The organism is Thermoleptolyngbya sp. PKUAC-SCTB121, from assembly GCF_016919485.1.
Lineage (GTDB): Bacteria > Cyanobacteriota > Cyanobacteriia > Elainellales > Elainellaceae > Thermoleptolyngbya > Thermoleptolyngbya sichuanensis.
On record NZ_CP070366.1, the window covers coordinates 3,391,971 to 3,415,393 of the forward strand.

General features: G+C 56.9%; 13 protein-coding genes. 9 read left to right on the forward strand and 4 right to left on the reverse strand.

What is annotated here, in order from left to right; genetic code table 11:
• Nucleotides 1-4: 4 nt before the first annotated feature.
• Nucleotides 5-1,432 (reverse strand): DEAD/DEAH box helicase, encoded by a 1,428-nt coding sequence (locus JTM80_RS14015; protein WP_172355635.1) that lies wholly within the window; start codon nt 1,430-1,432, stop codon nt 5-7.
• A gap of 520 nt (nt 1,433-1,952) precedes the next feature.
• Here JTM80_RS14015 and JTM80_RS14020 point away from each other — a divergent pair.
• The 5 genes from JTM80_RS14020 to arsB all read left to right on the forward strand — a co-directional run bounded on the left by JTM80_RS14020 (nt 1,953) and on the right by arsB (nt 7,828).
• Entirely contained in the window at nt 1,953-2,273 is a 321-nt protein-coding gene (locus JTM80_RS14020) for a helix-turn-helix transcriptional regulator (RefSeq protein ID WP_172358903.1), read from the forward strand.
• A 508-nt stretch (nt 2,274-2,781) separates the two neighbouring features.
• On the forward strand, nt 2,782-3,870 hold the full coding sequence (locus tag JTM80_RS14025; protein WP_205369636.1) for a PstS family phosphate ABC transporter substrate-binding protein: 1,089 nt from the start codon (nt 2,782-2,784) through the stop codon (nt 3,868-3,870).
• 101 nt (nt 3,871-3,971) lie between these two features.
• Nucleotides 3,972-5,006: an ArsJ-associated glyceraldehyde-3-phosphate dehydrogenase gene (locus tag JTM80_RS14030; protein WP_172355633.1), complete on the forward strand. Its 1,035-nt coding sequence runs from the start codon at nt 3,972-3,974 to the stop codon at nt 5,004-5,006.
• Nucleotides 5,007-5,111: 105 nt separating this feature from the next.
• Nucleotides 5,112-6,368: an organoarsenical effux MFS transporter ArsJ gene (arsJ, locus tag JTM80_RS14035; RefSeq protein WP_172355631.1), complete on the forward strand. Its 1,257-nt coding sequence runs from the start codon at nt 5,112-5,114 to the stop codon at nt 6,366-6,368.
• A gap of 293 nt (nt 6,369-6,661) precedes the next feature.
• Nucleotides 6,662-7,828, forward strand: a complete 1,167-nt coding sequence (gene arsB, locus JTM80_RS14040) for an ACR3 family arsenite efflux transporter (RefSeq protein ID WP_205369638.1) — start codon at nt 6,662-6,664, stop codon at nt 7,826-7,828.
• A 35-nt stretch (nt 7,829-7,863) separates the two neighbouring features.
• Here arsB and JTM80_RS14045 read toward each other — a convergent pair whose 3' ends face one another.
• Nucleotides 7,864-8,019, reverse strand: a complete 156-nt coding sequence (locus tag JTM80_RS14045; protein WP_205369639.1) for a hypothetical protein — start codon at nt 8,017-8,019, stop codon at nt 7,864-7,866.
• Between the two features lie 159 nt (nt 8,020-8,178).
• Between JTM80_RS14045 and leuS the strand changes: the two genes are divergently transcribed.
• A complete protein-coding gene (gene leuS / locus JTM80_RS14050) occupies nt 8,179-10,749 on the forward strand; it encodes a leucine--tRNA ligase (protein ID WP_172355627.1) in 2,571 nt (856 codons plus the stop codon).
• Nucleotides 10,750-10,816: 67 nt separating this feature from the next.
• Here leuS and JTM80_RS14055 read toward each other — a convergent pair whose 3' ends face one another.
• Both JTM80_RS14055 and JTM80_RS14060 read right to left on the reverse strand, forming a co-directional pair.
• Nucleotides 10,817-12,856, reverse strand: a complete 2,040-nt coding sequence (locus tag JTM80_RS14055; protein ID WP_172355625.1) for an elongation factor G — start codon at nt 12,854-12,856, stop codon at nt 10,817-10,819.
• 700 nt (nt 12,857-13,556) lie between these two features.
• Nucleotides 13,557-16,250 carry an RNA helicase gene (locus JTM80_RS14060; RefSeq protein ID WP_172355623.1) on the reverse strand — a complete coding sequence of 898 codons (2,694 nt, stop codon included), beginning with the start codon at nt 16,248-16,250 and terminating at the stop codon, nt 13,557-13,559.
• 1,498 nt (nt 16,251-17,748) lie between these two features.
• Between JTM80_RS14060 and JTM80_RS14065 the strand changes: the two genes are divergently transcribed.
• From JTM80_RS14065 to JTM80_RS14075, 3 genes are all read left to right on the forward strand, one after another.
• A complete protein-coding gene (locus tag JTM80_RS14065) occupies nt 17,749-20,610 on the forward strand; it encodes an EAL domain-containing protein (protein ID WP_172355621.1) in 2,862 nt (953 codons plus the stop codon).
• Between the two features lie 197 nt (nt 20,611-20,807).
• The gene (locus JTM80_RS14070; RefSeq protein WP_172355619.1) at nt 20,808-21,872 is read left to right on the forward strand and encodes a polysaccharide biosynthesis/export family protein; all 1,065 of its coding nucleotides are present in this window, start codon (nt 20,808-20,810) and stop codon (nt 21,870-21,872) included.
• Between the two features lie 388 nt (nt 21,873-22,260).
• The gene (locus tag JTM80_RS14075) at nt 22,261-23,106 is read left to right on the forward strand and encodes a DUF2232 domain-containing protein (protein WP_225906633.1); all 846 of its coding nucleotides are present in this window, start codon (nt 22,261-22,263) and stop codon (nt 23,104-23,106) included.
• Nucleotides 23,107-23,423 lie beyond the last annotated feature (317 nt).

Genomic DNA, 23,423 nt, shown 5'->3' on the forward strand with positions numbered 1-23,423 from the left:
GGCCTTAGCTGGCGGGGCGACGGGCAGAACGACGGGAACCCGGAGAGCCAGGGCGAGATCGGCGGCGGCCGGGATCGGTGCTGTCTGTGTTGCTGCCGGGTTTAGGGCGATCGCCCCGGCCCGACAGGCCAGCCTTGGCAGCCGCACGACCCGGCGCTCTGTCAGAATGCGAACGAGCTTGCCCGCCGCCTGAGCCACTTCCTGACCCGCCGCCCGATCGCCCGCGCCCGCCCGCCTGACGATTGCGCCCGTTAGGGATGGGTTCTGGCTTGGCGTTCAGGTCGGGTTCAAAGCCGGGGACAATTTCCTGAGGGAGCGATCGCCGGATCAGTTTTTCGATATCCGCCAGCAGCTTTAGCTCGTCTACGCAGACCAGCGAGGCCGCCTCGCCCTCGGTGCCTGCCCGCCCCGTGCGCCCAATCCGATGCACATAGTCTTCTGGCACATGCGGCAACTCGAAGTTAATCACATGGGGCAGTTCGCTAATGTCGATGCCGCGAGAGGCAATGTCCGTTGCCACCAGCACTTGCAGGCTGCCGTCTTTGAACTGAGCCAGAGCGCGAGTGCGGGCGGCCTGACTTTTGTTGCCATGAATCGCCATCGCGGGAATCTGATGATTGCCCAGATGCTTTACTAGATGGTCTGCGCCGTGCTTGGTGCGAGTAAACACCAAAACTTGAAACCAGTTGTTCTGCTGAATCAGGTGGGTCAGGAGCTGGCGCTTTTTGTGGCGATCGACGGGATACACCTTTTGCGCCACCAGGTCAGCCGTGGCGTTGGGCGGTGCCACTTCAATCGTGACGGGATTATGAAGCAGCCCGCTGGCTAGTTTCTTGATTTCGTCGGAAAATGTGGCAGAAAACAGCAAATTCTGTCTCTGTTTGGGTAGTTGCGCCAGGATGCGGCGAATATCGGGCAAAAAGCCCATATCCAACATGCGATCGGCTTCGTCCAACACCAAAATTTCCACCCGCGACAGATCCACCGTGCCCTGCTGCACATGGTCTAGCAGTCGCCCTGGCGTGGCCACCAGGAGATCAACGCGGCCGCGTAGCCGCTGCACCTGGGGCTGCATTCCCACGCCGCCGTAGACAACGGTGGAGCGCAGCGGCAAAAACTGGCCATACTCCCGAATGCTTTCTTCAACCTGGGCGGCCAGTTCGCGGGTGGGCGTGAGGACGAGCGATCGCACGGGAACGCGCGGCATGGGCTTGCCAGGAGAAGCACCACGCCCCGATGCCGCCAGCAGGTGCAGAATCGGCAGCGTGAATCCAGCGGTTTTCCCTGTGCCCGTTTGGGCGCTGGCCAGCAGGTCGTGCCCTGCTAATATGGCGGGAATGGCTTGTGCTTGAATCGGAGTCGGCTGAGTGTAGCCGCGTGCAGTCACCGCACGGACGATTTCATCGGTCAGACCGAGATCAGAAAAGGACATTAAAACTCCAAAATAGATTCGATCTGCGCCGTTTGAAACGCCAGTCTGCCGCAAATCGAGAAAAGGGGTATTTCAGGACAGATTCTTGGCGCACTGGATTGAAACCTATTGGATGGAAACCCGTTGGATTGAAATCCGTTGGTTAAAACCAGTTGCTCTGAAACTAAAGGATCTGAGGAATGTTCTTAGAATTGCCCAGTGCGGCCTCAGACTGGAATAGCGTGCCGCGAACCTGCATCTTAACAGATCTACGGCAGAATCTATGTTTGGGCGTTTGCTTGTAGGTTGGAGATCTATAAATTGGCTGAACAAATCGGCTGAACAAATTGGCTGATAACTCCAACCCCTGACCCAAGCAGATCCCGCGATCGCCGCAAGCCAGCGTTTTGGTATCCGGTATCTGTCTGACAACTCGCAGACACCTCGTAGAATGGAAGGACTTGAGCGTAGTGCTGGTGTTGCGCTGCTGACCAAGAGCCTCAAGTTTCACAACGACTCCTATAAGTTCAGTAAGTTCAGAATGGCTGAAGCGATCGCCCTCACTCCTGCCCAGACTATTGCCGGATTTCACGCTCTGTCGGAACCGCTGCGCCTGCAAATCATCGACGCGCTGCGGACTCAGGAACTATGCGTGTGCGATTTGTGCGACGTGCTAGATGTGTCGCAATCCAAGCTGTCGTTTCACCTCAAGGCGCTGCGCGAAGCAGGGCTGGTCATCGCTCGTCAAGAGGGTCGCTGGATATACTACAGCCTGAATCTGCCGCAATTTGCGCTATTGGAGCAGTTTTTGGCAGATTTTCGCCGCTGCGGACAGGCTCGTCCGGGTCGTCCCTGTGCCTAGCAGCAGCAGGGTTCGCTGACGGAGGGCTAGGGGTCTTCTGGAGCGGTTTTTTGGCTCAGGCGCGTAATTTAATAAATCGTTGAAAGTTTCTGTGTTGTAGGCCACATTGCAGCTTGACTCATCGACTTTATTTGATGTATCAATATTTCTTAGTTTGTCTAGGTTTATTTCACAAGTTTGACTCAGGCTGCTGATTTGGCAGGTTGAGGACGATGGGCCGAACTGAGCAGAGGTTTTAGCTCCGGCGGATTTTCCAGTCAAGCTTTAGGTGGGCTGCTAACCCAGCCAAGTTAAGGTTTGAGACAAGTTTTTTGCAATTTTTTGCGATCGCTATAAACAAAACTTAAAGCGTCTGTGTTCCTGCCGACAAAGGTTTCCTGGCTGCACGATTGGACAATCGTGTTCACTAGCAGACCAACGTTGGTCTAGCCCTGGATGCAACTCAGGAGTAAGGCTACCCATGAAAGCAATTATCCAAGCGCTCAGCAATCTTTCTAAGATGCAAAAGATGCAAAATTCTTTGGTTCGATATTCTCTGGTTCGATATTCAGTGATGGCGATCGCCACCAGCCTAACCATCGCAGCCTGTAGCGTACCCACACCACCCGTCATCACAGAATCGCCCGGAGTGCCCGCCGCCACCGACACCACCGGAAAGCCCGTCGCCCCGGCCGAGGCAATCATCACCATCGACGGTTCCAGCACGGTCTATCCCATCACCGATGAAGTCGTTAAAGAATACGCCTTCGAGCGCAAAGATTATCCAGAAGTCAAAGTTGCGTTTTCGGGAACCTCAGCAGGCTTCCGAAAATTCTGTGCAGGCGAAACCGATATCAGCAACGCCTCTCGCCCCATCAACAGGCGCGAAATGGATGCTTGCAAAGCTGCGGGCGTTCGCTACTACGAGCTACCCGTCGCCTATGATGCGCTAACGGTGGCCGTTCATCGAGACAACAACTGGGTCGATTCGCTGACCGTCGCAGAATTGAAAAAAATCTGGGAACCCAGTGCCGAAGGCCGGATTACGCGCTGGAACCAGGTGCGCTCGACCTTCCCCGATCGCCCGCTAGAACTCTACGGCGCAGGCAGCGATTCGGGTACGTTTGACTACTTCACCGAGGCAATCGTGGGTGAAACCGGAGCCAGCCGCAAGGACTACACTGCCAGCGAAAATGACTACGATCTCGTGCGCGGCGTTCGCAACAACCCCAATGCCTTGGGCTATTTCGGTCTTGCCTACTTTGAAGAAAGCCGCACGCTGCTGCGGGCAGTGCCAATCGACAACGGCGCAGGCCCGGTCGAACCCTCCGCAGAGGCGGTTCGAGAAGGGACTTATCAACCCCTGGCGCGACCGCTGTTCATCTATGTCAACGCGGATTCGGTTGAAAAGAACCCCAAGCTCAAAGAGTTTGTAGAGTACTACCTCAACAACGGCCGATTTTTGGCCAGGGTGGTAGGCTACGTGCCCCTGCCCGATGAGGTCTACAACATTGCGCTGACCCATTTCCAAACGGGTAAGGTGGGCACTGTGTTTGGAGGGGCAGCCCCCACAGATCTAAAACTGGAAGACCTGCTGCAAAAAGAAGCCGCCTTCTAAGCAGCACTCGGCAAAACGCGGGCGCGGTTTAGTCTCAGGGCTAGGCTGTGCCCGCTTGATGTCAAGCTTTACTCTGCAATCTCCCACTCTCCTAACCCCGCATGACCGCTACACAAGCTTCTTCCATTAAAGTTGGCATCAATGGCTTTGGCCGAATTGGACGACTGGCGTTGCGGGCAGCCTGGGACTGGCCCGAACTGGAGTTTGTCCACATCAACGAGGTCAAAGGCGGGGCAGACTGCGCGGCGCATCTGCTGAAGTTCGACTCGGTGCATGGGCGCTGGGGGCATGAGGTGGTGGCGGAAAGAGATGACCGTATTCGCATTAACGACCAGTCCCTTAGCTTTAGCGAACACAGCAGCCCTAGCGAGGTGCCCTGGGAAGAGTATGGTGTAGACCTGGTGCTAGAAGCGTCGGGCAAGTTTCGCACGGTGGAAACGCTGGAGCCGTATTTCAAACGCGGTGTGCAGAAGGTGATTGTGGCGGCTCCGGTGAAAACGGGGGCGCTGAATGTGGTGATGGGCGTGAATGATCACCTCTACAACCCTGCTGAGCATCACCTGCTAACGGCGGCTTCTTGCACTACGAACTGCCTGGCTCCCGTGGTAAAGGTGATTCACGAAGGCATTGGGATCAGGCACGGTGTGATTACCACTGTCCACGACCACACCAACACGCAGACAATCGTAGACGCGCCCCACAAAGACCTGCGCCGCGCCCGCGCCACGGGGATGTCGCTGATCCCCACGACGACGGGTTCTGCAACGGCGATCGCCCTCATCTATCCCGAACTCAAAGGCAAGCTCAACGGCCTCGCCGTCCGCGTCCCCCTGCTCAATGCCTCCCTCACCGACTGCGTATTTGAAGTCGCCCGCCCCACAACGATCCAAGAGGTGAACCAACTGCTCAAAACTGCTTCCGAAACTGCCCCGCTGAACGGCATCCTCGGCTACGAAGAGCGCCCCCTCGTCTCCATTGACTACAAAGACGATCCCCGCTCCAGCATCATCGACGCGCTCTCCACAATGGTCATCGACGACACGCAGGTAAAAATTCTGGCGTGGTACGACAACGAGTGGGGGTATGCGAACCGGATGGCGGAACTGGCGAAGAAGGTGGCCGTCTTGCGGGCATGAGGAAGTGTCCTGAACCCATCGTCAGTAAAATACAGCCGTAAAATACAGCAGCGAAATACAGCAGCCTCACGGCCCATCCCCAAACCCCACTACCTCAAACGCTTTATGACTGCTACCCAAGCTGCCAACGTCAAAAACTACGCTCTTGTCACCTTGGCCTATTGGGGCTTTACGCTGACAGACGGGGCGCTGCGGATGCTGGTGCTGCTGTATTTCAACGAAATTGGCTATACGCCGCTGGAAATTGCGTTTCTGTTCCTGTTTTACGAAATCTTCGGCATTGTCACCAACTTTTTGGGCGGCTGGATTGGGTCGCAACTGGGTCTAAAGGTGACGCTGTATGCAGGCATTGCGTTGCAGGTTCTGGCGCTGCTGATGCTGTCGTTCTTGAACCGCGACTGGGCGCAGTGGTTTGCAGTGCTGTATGTGATGGTGTCGCAGGCGTTTTCGGGAATCGCCAAAGACCTGACCAAGATGAGTTCCAAGAGCGCGATTCGGCTAGTCGTGCCGCAGGAGGCGCAGTCGTCGCTGTTCAAATGGGTGGCAGTGCTAACGGGTTCCAAAAACGCGCTGAAGGGTGTGGGCTTTTTCCTGGGGGCGGCGCTGCTGTCGCTGTTTGGGTTTGAGCGATCGCTCTGGATCATGGCGGCGGGTCTGGCGCTGATCCTGCTGACGGGCTTTTTCCTGCCCAGCGGCATGGGCAAAATCAAGTCCAAGGTCAAATTTACGCAGCTTTTTTCCAAGAGTCGGGAAATTAATATCCTGTCACTAGCGCGGTTTTTCCTGTTCGGTTCGCGTGACGTGTGGTTTGTCGTGGGGCTTCCGGTCTTCCTGCGGAGCGTGCTGGGTTGGTCGTTCTTTCAGGCGGGCGGCTTCCTGGCTTGCTGGGTGATCGGCTATGGGATTATTCAATTCCTCGCGCCGACTCTGTTGCGTCGCTTTAATGGTGGACAGCCGCCCCGCGCCGTGACGATTCAGTTTTGGACGCTGATTCTGACGGCCGTTCCAGCGGCGATCGCCCTCGGTCTGACCACTAATCTTCCCCCTGATGCGGTGATTGTAGTGGGACTGATGCTCTTTGGCATCATCTTTGCGTTCAATTCAGCCGTTCATTCCTATCTCGTGTTGGCGTTCACCGATGATGACAAGGTAGCGCTGAATGTTGGGTTTTACTACATGGCAAACTCGGCGGGGCGACTAGCGGGAACGGTGCTATCGGGTTTGATCTATCAGCTTTTTGGGCTGGTGGGCTGTCTTTGGGTGTCGAGCCTGTTTGTGTTGGCGGCCTGGCTCATTGAGTTGCGCCTGCCCGACCCCAAGCCGATGCCGTCTGTAGCCTGGAAAGGCGGCGATGGAGATTAGCTCTGTCTCATCGCTAGGCAGTGTCTTAAAACTTTCTAGGTCGTTGATTGCCTTGAGTCGATCTCCCTAAATCCCCCTTATTAAGGGGGATCTCCGGAGTGATTCGGCTCGGTTCCCCCCTTTTTTAAGGGGGGCTAGGGGGGATCAAAAGGGCTTTAAAGCACGTCCTAGAATAAAGGCTTTAGAATAGAGGTTTTGCTGGTTTTTAGCGCGAATTCACTGCTCCTGCGCGTTTTCAACCTTTCTCTAACCTTTTTATAGTCTTTCTGGCGTTCCAGATATCGTGGTGGTCTATGTCATTTGAAAAGTCCTCCTCTTCTGCCAGTTCGGTTCGAGCTGGCAATCGTCTTAGCATCTTTGAGCGCTACCTGACGCTGTGGGTGTTTCTGTGCATTCTGGGGGGTATTGCGCTGGGCCGCCTGTTTCCCAATGTGGCGATCGCCCTCGACCGCATGAGTGTTTATCAGGTGTCCGTTCCAATTGCCATTTGCCTGTTCTTCATGATGTATCCCATCATGGTAAAAATTGATTTTTCGCAGGCAAAGCGGGCCGCTCGAACGCCGCGCCCGGTGCTGCTAACGCTGGTGGTGAACTGGTTCATCAAGCCGTTCACAATGGTCGCCTTTGCCCAATTCTTTTTGGGATACCTGTTCCGTCCGCTGATTACTGGAACAGAAGTGATCCGGGGCAGTGAAATCTCGCTGGCAAACTCCTACATTGCGGGAACAATTTTGCTGGGCATTGCGCCCTGCACGGCGATGGTGCTGATGTGGGGTTACCTGTCCTTTGGCAATCAGGGTTTGACGCTGGTAATGGTAGCGGTCAATTCTCTGGTCATGCTGTTTCTCTACGCACCGCTGGGCCGCTGGCTGTTGGCGGCAAACAATCTCTCGGTTCCGTGGGAAACGATTGTGCTGTCGGTGCTGGTTTACGTGGGGCTGCCGCTGTTGGCAGGAGCCATTTCGCGCACCTGGATCTTGCGAAACAAGGGCAAGGTCTGGTTTGAGCGCGTGTTTTTGCGTTATCTCAGCCCGGTGGCAGTGGTAGCGCTGCTGACGACGCTGGTGCTGCTGTTTGCCTTCAAGGGCGACTTGATCGTGCAAAATCCGCTGCATATTTTGCTGATTGCAGTGCCGCTGTTTGTGCAGACGAACTTTATTTTTCTGATTTCCTACGGGGCAGCCCAAAAACTGGGCCTCTCTTACGAAGACGCGGCTCCGGCAGCGATGATCGGTGCGAGTAACCATTTTGAAGTGGCGATCGCCACGGCCGTCACGCTCTTCGGCCTCAACTCTGGCGCGGCGCTGGCGACCGTGGTGGGCGTGCTGATCGAAGTGCCCGTCATGCTAATGCTGGTGGAAGTTTGCAAGCGCACAGCGTTCTGGTTTCCCCGTGAACCGGAAAAAGCGACGCTACCCGACCCTCGATGTATTCGGAATTTGCCGCAGAACCCGCTATGAAACCAACCCAGGAACCAACATAATGTCTGGTAAAGCTAGGTCACGGCCCAGAAGCGGCGATCGCCACGGTACAGGCCGTGCGATCGGGGGCGCTGTCGGTGGCGGCACAGCGGGAGTTTGTGCATCAGTTTGCCTAGCACTAGGTTGTGCAGGGTCAGGAAAGAGGGCGATCTCGCTAGCCAATGAAGCATCAGGGCTGTGCAGAGGGGAGAGGGCGCTGATCAGGGGCGATCGCCTTCTGGGTCGCTGCCCCACAATTCCGCCCGTCCCAGGCTGCGTTTAAGGCTTAAAATGGAGGGTACTTTCCGTTCCCCATCCCTGCAAACCAAGACATACAAGGAGTTGCGTTCGTGGAGTCCCGATACAACCCCGCCGAGATTGAGGAAAAGTGGCAAACTGCGTGGGACGCGCAAGGGCTAGACCAAACGCTGGAAGACCCTAGCAAGCCCAAGTTTTACGCGCTGTCCATGTTTCCCTATCCGTCGGGCAATCTGCACATGGGCCACGTCCGCAACTACACAATTACCGACGTGATCGCCCGCGTGCAGCGAATGCGCGGCTATCGCGTGCTACACCCGATGGGTTGGGATGCGTTTGGACTGCCTGCGGAAAATGCGGCGATCGATCGGGGCATTGCGCCTGCCAAGTGGACCTATCAGAACGTCGCCCAGATGCGCGCCCAGCTCAAGCGGCTGGGCCTGTCCTACGACTGGGACCGCGAAGTCACCACCTGCTCGCCCGATTATTACAAATGGACGCAGTGGATTTTTCTGCAATTTTTCCAGGCAGGGCTGGCCTACCAGAAAGAAGCAGCGGTGAACTGGGACCCCATCGACCAGACTGTGCTAGCGAACGAGCAGGTCGATAGCGAGGGCAAATCCTGGCGATCGGGCGCAAAGGTGGAGCGGCGTTTGCTGAAGCAGTGGTTTTTGAAAATCACCGACTACGCTGAACAACTGCTGCAAGACCTGAACCAGCTCGACGGCTGGCCCGAGCGCGTCCGCCTGATGCAGGAAAACTGGATCGGCAAGTCTACGGGCGCAGAGGTCGTCTTCAAAACCGAAGCAGGCGACGACCTGACGGTTTATACGACGCGCCCCGACACGCTGTGGGGGGCGACCTTTATGGTGCTGTCGCCGGAGCATCCGCTGGTGGACAAGCTAACAACCCCAGCCCAGTCTGCCGCCGTCGCCGCCTACAAAGCCGAGGCCGCTGACAAGAGCGAAATCGATCGCACGGCGGAAGATCGCGAGAAAACGGGCGTGTGGACGGGCAGCTACGCGATTAACCCGGTAAACGGTGAGCAGATTCCCGTCTGGATTGCTGACTATGTGCTGATGGGCTACGGCACGGGCGCGATTATGGCGGTGCCCGCGCACGACCAGCGCGACTTTGAGTTTGCCCGCAAGTTTGGGCTAAAGGTGAAGGTTGTGGTGCAGCCGGAAGGCGAGACACTGGATGGCGACACGATGACCGTGGCTCATGCAGGCGAGGGCGTGATGGTTCATTCTGGGCCACTGGACGGCATCCCGGCGGGCAAAGGCGCTGGGCAGAGCGTGGAAGCCGCCGTGAAATGGCTAGAAGCCAACGGCAAAGGCAAGGGCACGGCTAACTATCGCCTGCGGGACTGGCTGATTTCTCGTCAGCGCTATTGGGGCTGCCCGATTCCGGTGGTGCATTGCCCCAGTTGCGGCACAGTGCCCGTTCCCGATGACCAGCTTCCCGTGACGCTGCCAGAACAGGTGGAGTTTTCGGGGCGGGGGCCGTCGCCCCTGGCGAAGCTAGAGAACTGGGTGAATGTGCCCTGCCCTAGTTGCGGCGAACCCGCCAAGCGCGAAACCGACACGATGGACACGTTTATCTGTTCGTCGTGGTATTTCCTGCGCTATCCTGATGCGCGAAATGAAAGCGCTGCCTTTGACCCGGCCAAGACGAACGACTGGATGCCGGTGGATCAATACGTCGGCGGCATTGAACACGCGATTTTGCACCTGCTGTATTCGCGATTCTTTACCAAAGTGCTGCGCGATCGCCACTTGCTCAACTTCGACGAACCCTTCAAGCGCCTGCTGACCCAGGGTATGGTGCAGGCGGCCGCCTACAAGAACCCGGTGACGGGCAAATACATCGCTCCGGCGGATATTGCCGACCTGTCTGATCCCCGCGATCCTGCCACGGGCGACAGGCTGGAGGTCGTCTTCGAGAAAATGTCGAAGTCGAAATACAACGGCATCGACCCGAAGGACGTGCTGGAGAAATACGGCGCAGACACCGCCCGCATGTTCATTTTGTTCAAAGCACCGCCAGAGAAGGATCTGGAATGGGACGATGCCGATGTAGAGGGGCAGTTCCGCTTTTTGAACCGGGTCTGGCGCTTGGTTACGGAATTCCAGGCATCAGGGGCGAAGCCGCAAGGTTCTGGCGAACTGACCAAGCCCGAAAAGGATCTGCGGCGGGCGATTCATACAGCAATTAAGGAAATCACCGAAGACCTAGAGGGCGACTATCAGTTTAATACGGCAGTGTCGGAGCTAATGAAGCTGAGCAATGCGCTGAATGATGCTCCCTGCAAGGAGTCTCCAGTTTACGCCGAAGGAATTGAAACGCTGCTGGCGCTGCTGGCTCCCTTTGCGCCACACATTGCTGAGGAACTGTGGCACCTGCTGGGACATGCCGACTCAGTGCATCATCACGCCTGGCCTGTGGCCGATCCAGAAGCGCTGGTGGTGGATGAGATTCCGCTGGTGATTCAGATTATGGGCAAGACGCGGGGCACCATTCAGGTGCCTGCGGGAGCCGATGCCCAAACGCTAGAACAACTGGCCACAGAGTCCGAACTGGCCCAGCGCTATATCGAGGGCAAGACCATCAAAAAAGTGGTTGTCGTACCGGGCAAGCTGGTAAATTTCGTGGTGCAGTAAGCCACAAAAAAGTCCCCCTTGCCAAGGGGGATTTGGGGGGATCTAAAGTACTGGTTCGACCGAAGTCTTAGCCACCATTGCTGCGGGCAAGGACGCGCTCAGCAACTTTATCGGGCACTTCTTGCAGGTGGTCGAACTGCCAGCGGAAGAAGCCGACCCCCATTGTGAGCGATCGCAATTCGACAATTAGATCATGCATTTCCGCCTGGGGCAGGTAAGCCGACACCTCATCCCAGCCGCGCCAGTTGCTCTTGGCATCGTAGCCCAGTACTTGACCGCGCCGCCCGCTCACCAGCCGCAGCACCTTGGAAGTGAACTCGCTGGGAATGGAAATGGCGATCGCCAAAATCGGCTCTAGCAACTGCGGTTCGCATTTGGGCAGTCCCTCCTGCATGGCCAACCGCGCCGCCTGCTTAAATGCCTGCTCTGAGCTATCGACGCTGTGGTAAGAGCCGTTCGTCAGCGTCACTGCCACATCCACCACCGGGAAGCCCAGCGGCCCGTGGGCGAGGTATTCCCGCACGCCAATTTCCACGCCGGGGATGTACTGCCGGGGCACTACGCCGCCCACAATTGTTTCGCTAAACTGGAAGCCCTCACCCCGCGCCAGCGGCTGGATGTCGATATACACATCGCCAAACTGACCGTGTCCACCGGTCTGGTGTTTGTAGCGTCCGTGGACATTCTTACCGGGGCGGCGGATCGTTTCCTTGTAGGGAATTTGCGGCAGGTGCGTACTCATGGGCAGGCTGTATTTGCGGCGCAGGCGATCAAGCGCCACCTTCAGGTGAATGTCGCCTTGGCCCCAGAGGATCACTTCCCGCGTGTCGCCGTGCTGCTCCCAATAGAGCGATGGGTCTTCTTCCAGCAGTTTCGTCAGGGCGCTGCTCAGCTTCACTTCGTCGTTGCGGTTTTCGGCGGTGAGGGCGAGGGCATACACCGGGGCGATCGCCTCTGCCTTGGGCAATGCATCGACCGCGACCCCATTAGCGCTCAGCGTATCACCCGTTTTCACCCCTTCCATCCGCGCCAGCGCCACCACGCAGCCCGCATAGGCCCGCTGCACGCTCTGCTGCTGCTGCCCCATCAGGCGATACATGCCGCCCATCCGCACGCCGTTCAGGGTCATGCCGTCCGTCAGCATTCCGCGCCAGACGCGCACCAGCGACAGCTTGCCGCCCTGGGGCGTGTAGTAGGTCTTTAGCACCTGGGCCAGCGGCTCGTTGCCCGCAGGGATGCCGCGATGTTCTGCCATGACGCTGGGTTCAGGACACTCCCGCAACAGCGCTGCCAGCAGCGGCCGCACGCCAAAATCTTTCTCGGCCACGCCGATGAACACGGGCACAATCAGGTCTGCGCCCAGTTCCATTTTCAAATCGGTGATAATTTCCTCTTCTGGCGGCTCAATTTCTTCCAGCAGTTCCTCCAGCAGGTGATCGTCAAAATCAGCCAGCGTTTCTAGCATTTCAACACGGGCGGCGTGTTCAGCTTCACGTAGTGCCTCCGGCAGCGGCACCGGATCGGCGGGCGCACCCGGATGATAGTGATACGCCTGCTCCGTCACCAAGTCGATAAAGCCCTGCAAGGTTTCGCCCTGACCGATGGGATATTGATGCAGCACCAAAGGTCGGCTCGACACCTGCTTCAGCGCGTTCAGGATGTCGGCAAAGCTGTCGTTGGCTCGATCCATCTTGTTGATAAAGACTAGGTGGGGGATTTCCCAGTCGTCGAGGAATTGGAACAGCGGAGCCAGCGTCAGCACTCGCGCCTGATCTGGCTCGCAGACTACCACGGCGGCATCTACGCCCATCAGCGCGTTGCAGGTTTCCTGAGCAAATTCCACCGAGCCAGGGCTATCGAGAAAGGTAAACAAAATGCCGCCCTGCTGAGTGCTGGCGGCATTAATTTCAACGGTCATCTGGCGATCGCGGGCTTCGGGTGATGCATCCCCGACCGTGTTTTTATCATTCACGCTGCCCTTGCGGGAAATGGCTCCAGTGACAAACAGCAAGCTTTCCAGAAGCGTCGTTTTGCCGCTGAGATAGGGCCCCACGATCGCCACGGTTCTAGTACGGCTTTCTGCATTTGTGCTAACAGTTTCAGACATAGAAAATTCCTCCTGATATTTCAGCTTGATGACTCACCCTGGTCGGGTTCAAGCAGTTGAAACCAGAGGATTTCTGCCGATGCGGTTAAGAAGGTTTGAAACGACGGGCCGGGCGTTTTACTCGGTCATCTGAAGCGCTCTAGTCTTGATCAATCTCTCGATGATTTGAATCTCGATGATTTGAATCAGAGATGATCAAGAATCAACCGTTCCCACAGGTTTTTCAAACGGCACTTCATGTATTAAGAAGCGGTATAAAACGACTCATGCTTGTGTAGAGAAGCATGAGGGCGATCGCCCCATGTCAACTGAACCGACTCCAAAGACTTTGCTGGTATTTCGCAGGTGGATTAAGGCAGGAATCCTTAGATATGACCAGAGATACGACCAGATATGACCTGATCTGAGTTGAGCTTAATTTGAGATTAAATGAGTAGAGAATGACTGATCCCAACTGCATTAGCTTCAGATTAACCTGACCATAATCTACGGAGGATCTCCAGTTAAAAAAATTCACCGATGGTAACAGTTCGCATTAGCTATGTCTGAGCCAACAGTCCTGGGGAAACATTGCCTCGTCCAAACCAACAGACTTGGGGGACGCTTCGTCCCCTGCAAAAGGGGGTTTGGGGGATATCCCCCAAGGCTGTTGGCTCGAAGCCAAAACTTCTCATACAGCAGGAATCAGAAGCTAGCGCCTTTACTCAATTCCCTCATTCACCGGGAAGCGATCAATCAGGGCGATCGCCCGTCGAGCATTATCCCGCAAGCTAGACGGCAGGTACGGCACATGGGGAAGTTGCGACATAAAATCCAGCGTCCGCCGCAGCACGCGGACGATATCGCCCTCATCCAGGCTAGTATTGGCGCACAGTTCCGGCCATTCCACCCCCAGCGCCCACTGCTCCACCAGCGGAATAAAGTCATATTCCATCCACACAGGCAGCGCCACCTGATACTGGTGCTGGAGCTTGAACAACTGGCGGCGCGTGCTGCGGAGTCCTTCCAGCGCCGACTCTACCCTGGCAGACACCTGATAGCTTGTCCACACATCAGGGCGAGACACCTCCGTCGTCAGCGCCGCGCAGACGGTCACCAGTTCATGGGGATCGAGGTCGTCTAGTTCACCCGATGCCATCGCCAGCCCCAGCCACAGTTCATTATCGCCCCGGATGGCGGCGGCAATTTGTCCCAATTCCGTTGGCACCACGCCATCCAGACAGCCAAACCGCCGCAAGATTTCCATCAGGTTGACAAATTCCTGCCAGTAGCGGTGGGTGTGGCGCTCTAGCTTGGCGCGGCGATCGCCCAGTTCCTCCAGCAGCCGCTCGACCTGCTTGCGCCGCTTCAAAATGTGTCCCGGATTGCCAAACTGACGCGCCGGGTGTCGCTGTAGCTCTAGGTCTAGCTCCCGCACCTTTGCCTGCTGCTCGACCACTTCGGGAGCCTGCTCGGTCGGGGCGGGGATGGGGGGAATCTGCTGGGCGATCGCCGCCGATTCTTCTGAGCCAGAGCGAACCTGACCAGGCTTTGGCGGCAATTCTGGCGGCACGGTTAAATGATCCACCTGCGCCATGCGGGGCAGTTCGGCATGAAGGCCCACCACGTCGTTCGCCGTCACCACGCGCCAGCGGTTGTCTTGCCCCAGGCAAACAAAATAGGGCAACTGCCCACCCCCCTGTGCCTTAGCCACCAGCACCGCAGGCAAGGGCTTGGCAACGGGTACGTATTTCCCTTTGAGTGAGAGAATACTTCCGGCGATCGCAAACGGCAGCGCCGCGTGCATGTCCTTCACTTGCAACTCTTGCGCCTGCTGCTGGAGATATTTCAAAATGCGGCGCTCTTCTTTGATCCGGTCGTGCAGCTTTTCGTAGCTGTTGAGAATTTCGGCATCGACATGGGCGATCTGGGCCTGCTGCTGCTCGACCTCGGCTTCTAAATCGGCGATTGCCAATTGCTGCGGCCGCAGATACAGCGTAGATAGATACTGCCCAAAGCTGCGCTCGATCAGATCCCGCGCCTCCTCCTCCGAGTGCGTTTGCAGCAGATTCAGCACCATGCCGTAGCTGGGGGTAAACTGGCTCACCAGTGGATCTGCGCCCTGCGTCGCCAGATACGCCGCCTCCGTAGCTCCTTCAAACGGCGTTTGCACCGTCACCACATAGCCCCGGTCGTCCATGCCGCGCCGCCCGGCCCGCCCCGCCATCTGCAAAAATTCTGAGGCCGTTAGCAGGCGATGCCCCCGATCCGTCCGCTTTGACAAGCTGGAAATGACTGTGGTGCGGGCAGGCATGTTGATTCCGGCAGCCAGCGTTTCGGTCGCAAACACAACCTTGATCAGCCCCCGCTGAAACAGTTCCTCCACGAGCACCTTCCAAGCCGGGAGAATGCCTGCGTGGTGTGCCGCGATGCCTCGATACAGCGGCTCGATCTGGCTGGCGCGGACGGCCTCTGGGTTGCGCTCCAGAAACAGGTCGATGAAGGTTTTTAGCTGAGCTTGTTCAGCCTCATTCACCAGCGACAGGGTTTCGATTTCCTGCACTGCCTGGTCGCAGCCCCGGCGGCTAAAGATGAAGTAAATGGCTGGTAGCATATCGCGCTGCTGAAGCTGGCTAACCAAAAAAGAAATTTTGGTTGGCTCTTGCCGTACCCTGGGCTGTTTGCCGCGTTTTTTCTTGAAGCGAGGGTTGACGGCGGTTTTTTCTTCATTGAGCAGGGGAAACAGACCCTTGGGCGACCCAAAGTAAAACTCTAGGGGCACAGGGCGAAAGTCCGAGTAGATCAGCGTGGTGGGGCCGTGAACCCGGTCGATCCAGTCGGTGAGTTGGTCGCTGTTGGCGACGGTGGCAGATAGCGCCACCAACTGCACCTCTCTGGGGCAATAGATGATGGATTCTTCCCAGACCGTGCCCCGCTGGCGATCGTTCATGTAGTGGCACTCGTCCAGCACGACCGCATCTACACCCTCCAGCGATGTGCCTACTTCACCGATGGGCGTGCCGTAGAGCATGTTGCGAAAGATTTCGGTTGTCATCACCAGAATTGGCGCGTCGCGGTTGATCGATACATCGCCCGTGAGCAAGCCAATATTTTGCTCCCCAAAGCGATCGCGGAAATCGCGCAATTTCTGGTTTGACAGGGCTTTGAGCGGGGTGGTGTAGAACACGCGCCGGGGGCACAGTCTGCCGCCTTGAGCGGCTAGTTCTTCGTTCTGCTTCAGCGCTCGAATAATGGCGTATTCCCCGATCAGCGTTTTGCCCGAACCCGTCGGCGCACAGACCACCACAGATTTTCCGGCATCTAGGGCGGCGATCGCCTCCCGTTGAAAGGCATCCAGCTCAAATGGGAATACTTGATTTAAATCGAGCTGAAATGGGGCAGAAGAAACATCCACGGGTTTTGCCTGGGAACGTAGGGTAGGTCTAGGATGGGAAACAATTGTATCGGCTATTTCATCGAACGGTTCCAGTGTTTCGGAGAAATTGTGGATTTGCCCAACTTCAACCGGATCTGGACAGGCTTTCTCAGCAATTCAGGAAACAGGGATCACCAGAGCCGGGTGAGCATTGATCGGGGTGCTGCTATTGAACGAGCAGGGGTTTGCCTACCCAAAGACCAGACGAGCAGTCAGACGGACAATCATCCAATATTGCTCCCTCTGGAATGGCTCCCTCTGGAATGGCTCCCTCTAGCATCACGGCCCCAAGGCGGCTTCTATCACCAGCGCGATCGCCCCTCATTAAGGCTGAAATTGTTCAGCGCAATGGCTTAAATCGAACGGCGAAATCATAATTGCGTGACCAAAGTGCGTGACCTAAAGTGCGTAATCAAAGTGCGTCATCAACAGTCCCGTTCAAGCGTTGCACTCCATCCTATTTCCCAATTCTGCCATTCCCGACAAGATACCGTGCTGCGTGCAGGCTTTAGAACCCTGCTGGCTTGCACCAGAAGGATGAGCACTAGGAGGGTAAAGACAGGGTGAAAGCCTTCAGGGAAAGTTCACGACCATGCAGTATGATGACCCACTTAGGTAAAGGCACAGGTAAAGGCACAGGGGTTGCTGGCGCGGGGCTAGCGTTAAAACGGCTGGATAGACGAGTCCTGACCAACGTAGGGACAAGTCTAAAACCAGCAGGTGACTGGAGTCTGCAAAGGATGTGGCCAGGGGTGCAGCTCAGGGCGATCGCCCAAAGTGTCACTGCTGGAGATGCGGCTCTCCCCTTTGCGGTTGATGCTATGGTTATCACGGGGATTGCCCTGTAATTCTGACTACATCTTCAGTCCAGCGCGATCTGCCGGATCGCTGAAGTGGGGTTCTGGTTTGTGAAACAATGTCTCCAAGAAACGATGCCTCAAGGTCTTTGCAGCGCCCCACCCTGCCCCCAACGAGGACATCTCGCCAAATTGCTCTGTCGTCTACCTGCATCACCCCTTTCACCCACTTTTCTTCGCCTGCAACCCTGCTGACTCAACTGGCTATTTTGCCCAATTCGTTGCTAGACAGGTGCCACCCAGCGCAATCTACTGCGTTGTTTCACCCGTTTCACAATGTCATCTCACGATGTCAGCAGCCTAACCCCTTTTCGAGTCGTGTTGGAACACGCTCGGCCCAGGCGAACGACTCTCCAGAAGCGAGGCAGTTTGCGCCAGGGCATCTCGCCTTAGCCGTCAGGCGGTAAAGCGTTAAAGGTAAAGCGTTAAAGTTGGCGTAACATTCTCTTGGCAACGTCCTCTTGGCAACGTCTCGAACTGAGAACTCAAACGTTCACCAAAGGAAAAGCTGTCTGAAACGACTTCTAAAACGACTTCCAAAAGCCGCCAGAAAAACCGCCCCAAAATGCTGCTACGAAATTTCCAAGAATGCCTATAGTCGCTGGATACACGCCCCTATCATGCTCCATTGGTTAAAGCCGCCCGCAAAACTGCCGTTCGCGATTCAGCGCTTGCCGCTGGTGAAGACGGTTTGGGATCGGATTTTGCCGGGAGTATTAGCGGGACTGCTGGTGCTGGGGCTGATTCATCTGGGCCTAGTGCAGTCTCTAGAACATTTGGGATACAACGCCCTCTTCTCGCTGCGTGGGCCCATTCCCTGGAGCAGGGATATCGTCGTGGTCGAAATTGATGAAGAAAGCCAGCGGAGCATTGGGCAAGCCGTTTGGACGCGCGATCGCTACGCAGACCTAATTAACCAGCTTAGCCCCGCCCAACCCAGCGTCATCGTCCTCAACCCGCTCTTGTCGGAAAATGACCCCCAGGACATGGCTCTGGTGGCGGCGATGGGAGAATCTGGAAAAGTTGTGTTGGGCCAGTCCTGGACTGATACCGACTCGGCGATCGTGCCCTCTTTGCCCCTACGAGCCGTTGCAGTTGATATCGGACACGTCTTTTCGCGGGAAGACCTGGATGGATTGGTGCGCCAGATTCGCCTGCGACGCTATGGGGTGCCAGCGCTGTCGCTCGTGGCGGCCAATCTCCACCTGCGCCCGCTGGGAGAGCGCATTGTTGTGGAAAATCCCAACCAGGAACTCTGGATCAACTGGCCCGCCGCTGCCCGCGAATTGACTCACTACTCCTACGCAGATGTGGTGCGGGGGCAGGTGCCGCTCCAGTTTTTCCGAGACAAGATTGTGCTGGTGGGCATTACTACCTCCCCCATGAACTCGCTGCAAACGCCGTTTGACCGGACTGTTCCGGTCAGCGATATGTACCTGCAAGCGGCTGCGATTAGCAACCTGCTTCAGCAGAATGACCTGCGACGGCTGGGCAACGGCTGGCAGGGATTGCTGCTGCTGCTCTTGGGCGGGCCGGTGCTGAGCTTTGGGCTGATGGGGTGGTCGTTTGAGCGGCGGCTGATGGCGTGGCTGGGGCTGTGTTTGGGCTGGCTGGGGCTGTCGGTGCTGTTGTTTCATTACCAGTATTGGATTCCGGTAGCGATGCCTGTGCTGCTGGTGACGCTGACGGGGGCGGCGGTGGCGCTGCGGGAACAGTCGCGAACCAACCTGCTGCTGCGCCAGAGTGAGGAACGCTATGCCCTGGCAGTGCAGGGGTCGAACGAGGGTCTGTGGGACTGGAACCTGATGACTAATCAGGTTTACTATTCCCCGCGCTGGAAGGAAATGCTGGGCTGGGAGGAGTCGGAGGTGGGCGATCGCCTTGAGGAATGGTACGAGCGGGTGCATCCCGATGACCTAGATTCGCTCAAGGCCGCCCTCCAAGAGCATCTCGACGGGCACACGGCCCATTTCGAGCATGAGCATCGCATGATTCATCGCGAGGGCAGCTATCGCTGGATGCTGACGCGGGGTGTGGCTATCAAGCATCGGGACGGCACAGCCTATCGGATGGCGGGCTCCCAAAGCGACATCACCCAGCGCAAAGAGGCCGAAGACCAGCTTTGGCACAACGCCTACTACGACGACTTGACTGGGCTGCCCAACCGGGCCTTTTTCTTGGATCGACTGCGGCAGGCGATCGCCTTTTCCCAGGAATATCCGCTCTGTTTTCATGCTGTCTTGCTGATTGACCTGGATCGGTTTCAGGTGGTCAACAACAGCCTGGGGAACAGCGTTGGCGACCAGCTTTTGATTGCCACGGCGCATCGCCTGAAGGGTTTTTTGCCCAGCGAAGCTGTGGTGTCTCGGCTGCCGGGGGATGAGTTTGCTATCCTGCTGCCCAACATTGAAGACGAGCGCGAAGCCACCCGCACTGCCGAGCAGCTTCAGCAAATCTTGGCCCGGCCATTCAACGTTGGCGACCAAGAGGTTTACATTACCATCAGTATCGGCATTGCCATTAGCTCTGCCCGCTATACCCAGGCGGAGCATATGCTGCAAGATGCCGACACAGCGCTGCATCGCGCCAAGGCCAGCGGCAAGGCTCGCCACCAAGTCTTTGACCCGGCCATGCACAACCGCATGTTGGCCCGGCTCAAGCTAGAAAATGATCTGCGGCGGGCGATTGCCCAGGAAGAGCGCTACGCCATGATCGGCGCAGACAACCCAGAACCGGAGCTATTTTTGCACTATCAGCCGCTGGTGCAACTCGACACTCGGCGCATTGTGGGCTTCGAGGCACTGATCCGCTGGTATCACCCCAGCACGGGATTTTTGTCGCCGGGAAAATTCATTCCAATGGCAGAGGAAACCGGGCAGATTATCCCCCTAGGCTGGTGGATTTTGCGCCAGGCCTGCCGCCAGATGAACCGCTGGCAGATGCAGTTTCCCGACCTGCCGCCGCTGACGATCAACGTCAACCTCTCCAGCCGCCAGTTTTCCCTGCCCGACCTGACCCAGCAAATCCAGGGCATCCTCTACGAAACGGGGCTAGATGCCTCCAGCCTGAAGCTGGAAATTACGGAAGGCACGATTATGGAAAACGGTCGAGCCGTCATCGATATGCTCTATCAACTGCGATCGCTCGGCATCCAGCTTGCTATCGACGACTTTGGCACGGGCTATTCCTCCCTCAGCTACCTCTACCGTTTTCCCATCAACACGCTGAAAATCGACCGCTCCTTTATCACCAAGATGCATACCGATAAGGACAGCGCTGCCATCGTCCGCACGATTATCAACCTGGCCCATAGCCTCGGGCTGGATGTTACCGCTGAGGGGGTGGAAGATCCCGAACAGGTGACCCGCCTGAAAGAGATGAACTGCGAATGCGGTCAAGGATTTTTGTTTAGCAAGGCGATCGATGCGGAAGCAGCGGAGGCATTGCTCAGCCAGACGGAGCTAATTCAGGACTTTACGTAATCTTGACTTGGAAACCCGTAAAATTCCGGTCAACCCTCACCGAAACTTTACTGAATGGTCTAGCCAGCATAAGGGCGCGATCGCAATACTAGAGATACCACTGAAAGTCTTGCTGGATTGCCGAACTGGATCTCCTGCACCCTGGCGGGCTGGGGGCGATCGCCAGCTTTTTCGTCCTTTTTATCCTCTATCAACCCATGCTGACCTGGAAAATTGTCAAGCGCATCGGCTACTCGGCTGTCACCTCGGCAGCGATCCTGATCGCCTCGCCCAGCCTTACGCCCGCCCAAACGGTGACCGGGCAGAATGTGTCGAATGTAACCGCCGTCAGCGCTGCCTCTCCGCTGCTGCAACCTGCCTACATTCTCGGCACGGGCGATGAACTGAGCATTGCCGTCTATGGGTATGACGAATACACCCTGACTACTTCGATCCTGCCAGACGGCACCATCACCCTGCCGCTGATTGGGCCAATTCAGGCAGCGGGTAAGACTACAGAGCAATTCAAGCAAGACCTAACCGAGCGGCTGCGGGCAATCTTGGTCAATCCAGCAACCACAGTGACCGTGCTAACTCCGCGCCCGATCGTGGTCAACGTTGCTGGCGAAGTGATGCGTCCTGGGCCGGTGCGAGGAACAGACCTGCAAGGCACGCCCACACTCAGCGCCGCGCTGATCTCGGCAGGTGGCATCACGCGCAATGCCGATATTCGCCAAGTCTATCTGCGTCGCGTTGGCCCCAACGGTGGCAATCAGTCCTACACGATTAACCTGTGGGATGCGATCAGCAGTGACAACGCCTCTGCCGACCTGTTGATTCAAGATGGCGACAGCATTTACATTCCCCCGCTGGGTCAGGGCGAAATTTTGGATCGTCGATTGTTAGCCCGCTCTAGCTTCTCGCCTGCGACGGTGCGGGTGCGCGTGGTGGGCGAAGTGACCAAGCCGGGTGAAGTGCAGGTGCCGCCCGGTAGTTCGGTGTCTAGCGCTGTGGCGATCGCCGGAGGCCCGACAGAAGATGCCCGTCTCAGCCGCGTCGCCTTTATCCGCATGAACGAGCAGGGGGTTATCGAGCGACGAGTGATTGATCTCCGTAATCTCAGCGATGCCAACGAGATTCAAGACGGGGATGTCGTCATCGTCCCCAAGCGACAGGACACGAGCTTTCTACAGATGGTGGGACGTGTGCTGAATCCTCTGGGATCAGTTATCGGTATTTTGGAAGGGCTGGATGGATTGCTACAAAACGACAACAACAACTAGATTGGCATCTTGACATCTGAGTTCTAGGGCTGGACAAGGGCACTGACATACCTGAGACAGCAAACTTACTGCCCTTATCCCCCAGCCCCTTCTCCCAAGTGGGGATAAGGGGAGCTAGATATGGGGTTGAAGTCCCTCTCCCGCTCTGGGAGAGGGCTTAAAAGCCTTCGGCACACCAGAAAAGGGTGAGGGCTGAAATTGCTGTGCGAAGTATATTAGTGCCTGGACAAGGCTCATCATGCTCATAACGTGCTTGTGAATCCCAAGCTTTTGAATACTACGCTTGTGAGTATCACGTATCAGCTTGAACCGATGTGAAGCAAGTGTGGCAAGAACGTCACAAACCTGGCAGGCAAGTATAGTAGAAAAGCTGCGGTTTGAAACTGGGATGAGCCATTTGCAAGATGACGTGCCAGCAGAAGATGATGCCCAGGGGTGGCAGGGAACAGGGCGATCGCCCTCCCGTTCACCCTTTGATCGCCCCTCTTCGTCCAGCGATGCCGAATGGGACGCAGCACTGCGGGCAATGGGCGAGGAACCTGCACGGGCGATCGCCGACGCTTCTGATCCCTCGCCCGTGCAGGTAAACGTAGCTCCGGCTCCGCTTAAGCTGGTGGAAACGGCATTTTTGTCTAGCACGGCGGGGCTGCTGTGGCTGGTGAGCTACTATCTCAGCCTTGTGCCCTGGATGCGGATTGTGTTTCCGCTGCCGATCGCCCTGGTGTATTTGCGCTGGGGAGCGCGGGCCGCCTGGATGTCGCTGCTGGTGACGGGGCTACTGCTATCGGTGCTAATGGGCCCATTTCTCAGCATCTTGTTCATCATTCCCTACGGACTGCTGGGCGTGCAGCTTGGCTTTTTGTGGCGGCGGGGCGCAGGTTGGCCGGTTTCCATTAGCATTGGCGCAGTGCTGGCGACGCTAGGCCTGTTTGCGCGAGTCGCTCTAACGTCTGCCTTCGTGGGCGAAGACCTGTGGGTTTATTTGACGCGGCGCATCGCCGATTTGCTGGAGTGGCTGGTGACGCGGCTGGTGGACTGGGGCGTGTTGGGGGTTGAGGCTCTGGGACAGATTAATCTGTCTGCGGTGCAGGCGCTGACGGTGGGGGCCTTTTTGCTGAGCGATCTGGTGTATGTGTTCACGATTCACCTGGCGGCCTGGCTCTTGCTGGGGCGGCTGGGCAACGCCATTCCGGAACCGCCGCGCTGGGTGCGGATTTTGCTAGAAGAAGAATAGCTGGAGCGCGCCCATTGCAGCGGCATTGCACCAGCTTGATACTAAGAATTGATATTGACAGAGCATCCGGAATAGCCTATCGTGAGAGTGTAATACCCTGTAGTACGATGCTGACTCTGTTTCACCTGGGCGATCGCCCGGATGACTTTGCGCCAACTGGGTCAGTAGGTTGTAGAGCCTATAGAGCGCGTATCGAGTAGCGCGTAGAGTGCAATTTGACGACCTGCGATGCGATCGCCTCTAGCCCCTGAATTCGTCGTTTTCGTTCAATTCGAGTCTCATCTGTTAGCAGTTGAGATCCATCCATTCAGCGCCAC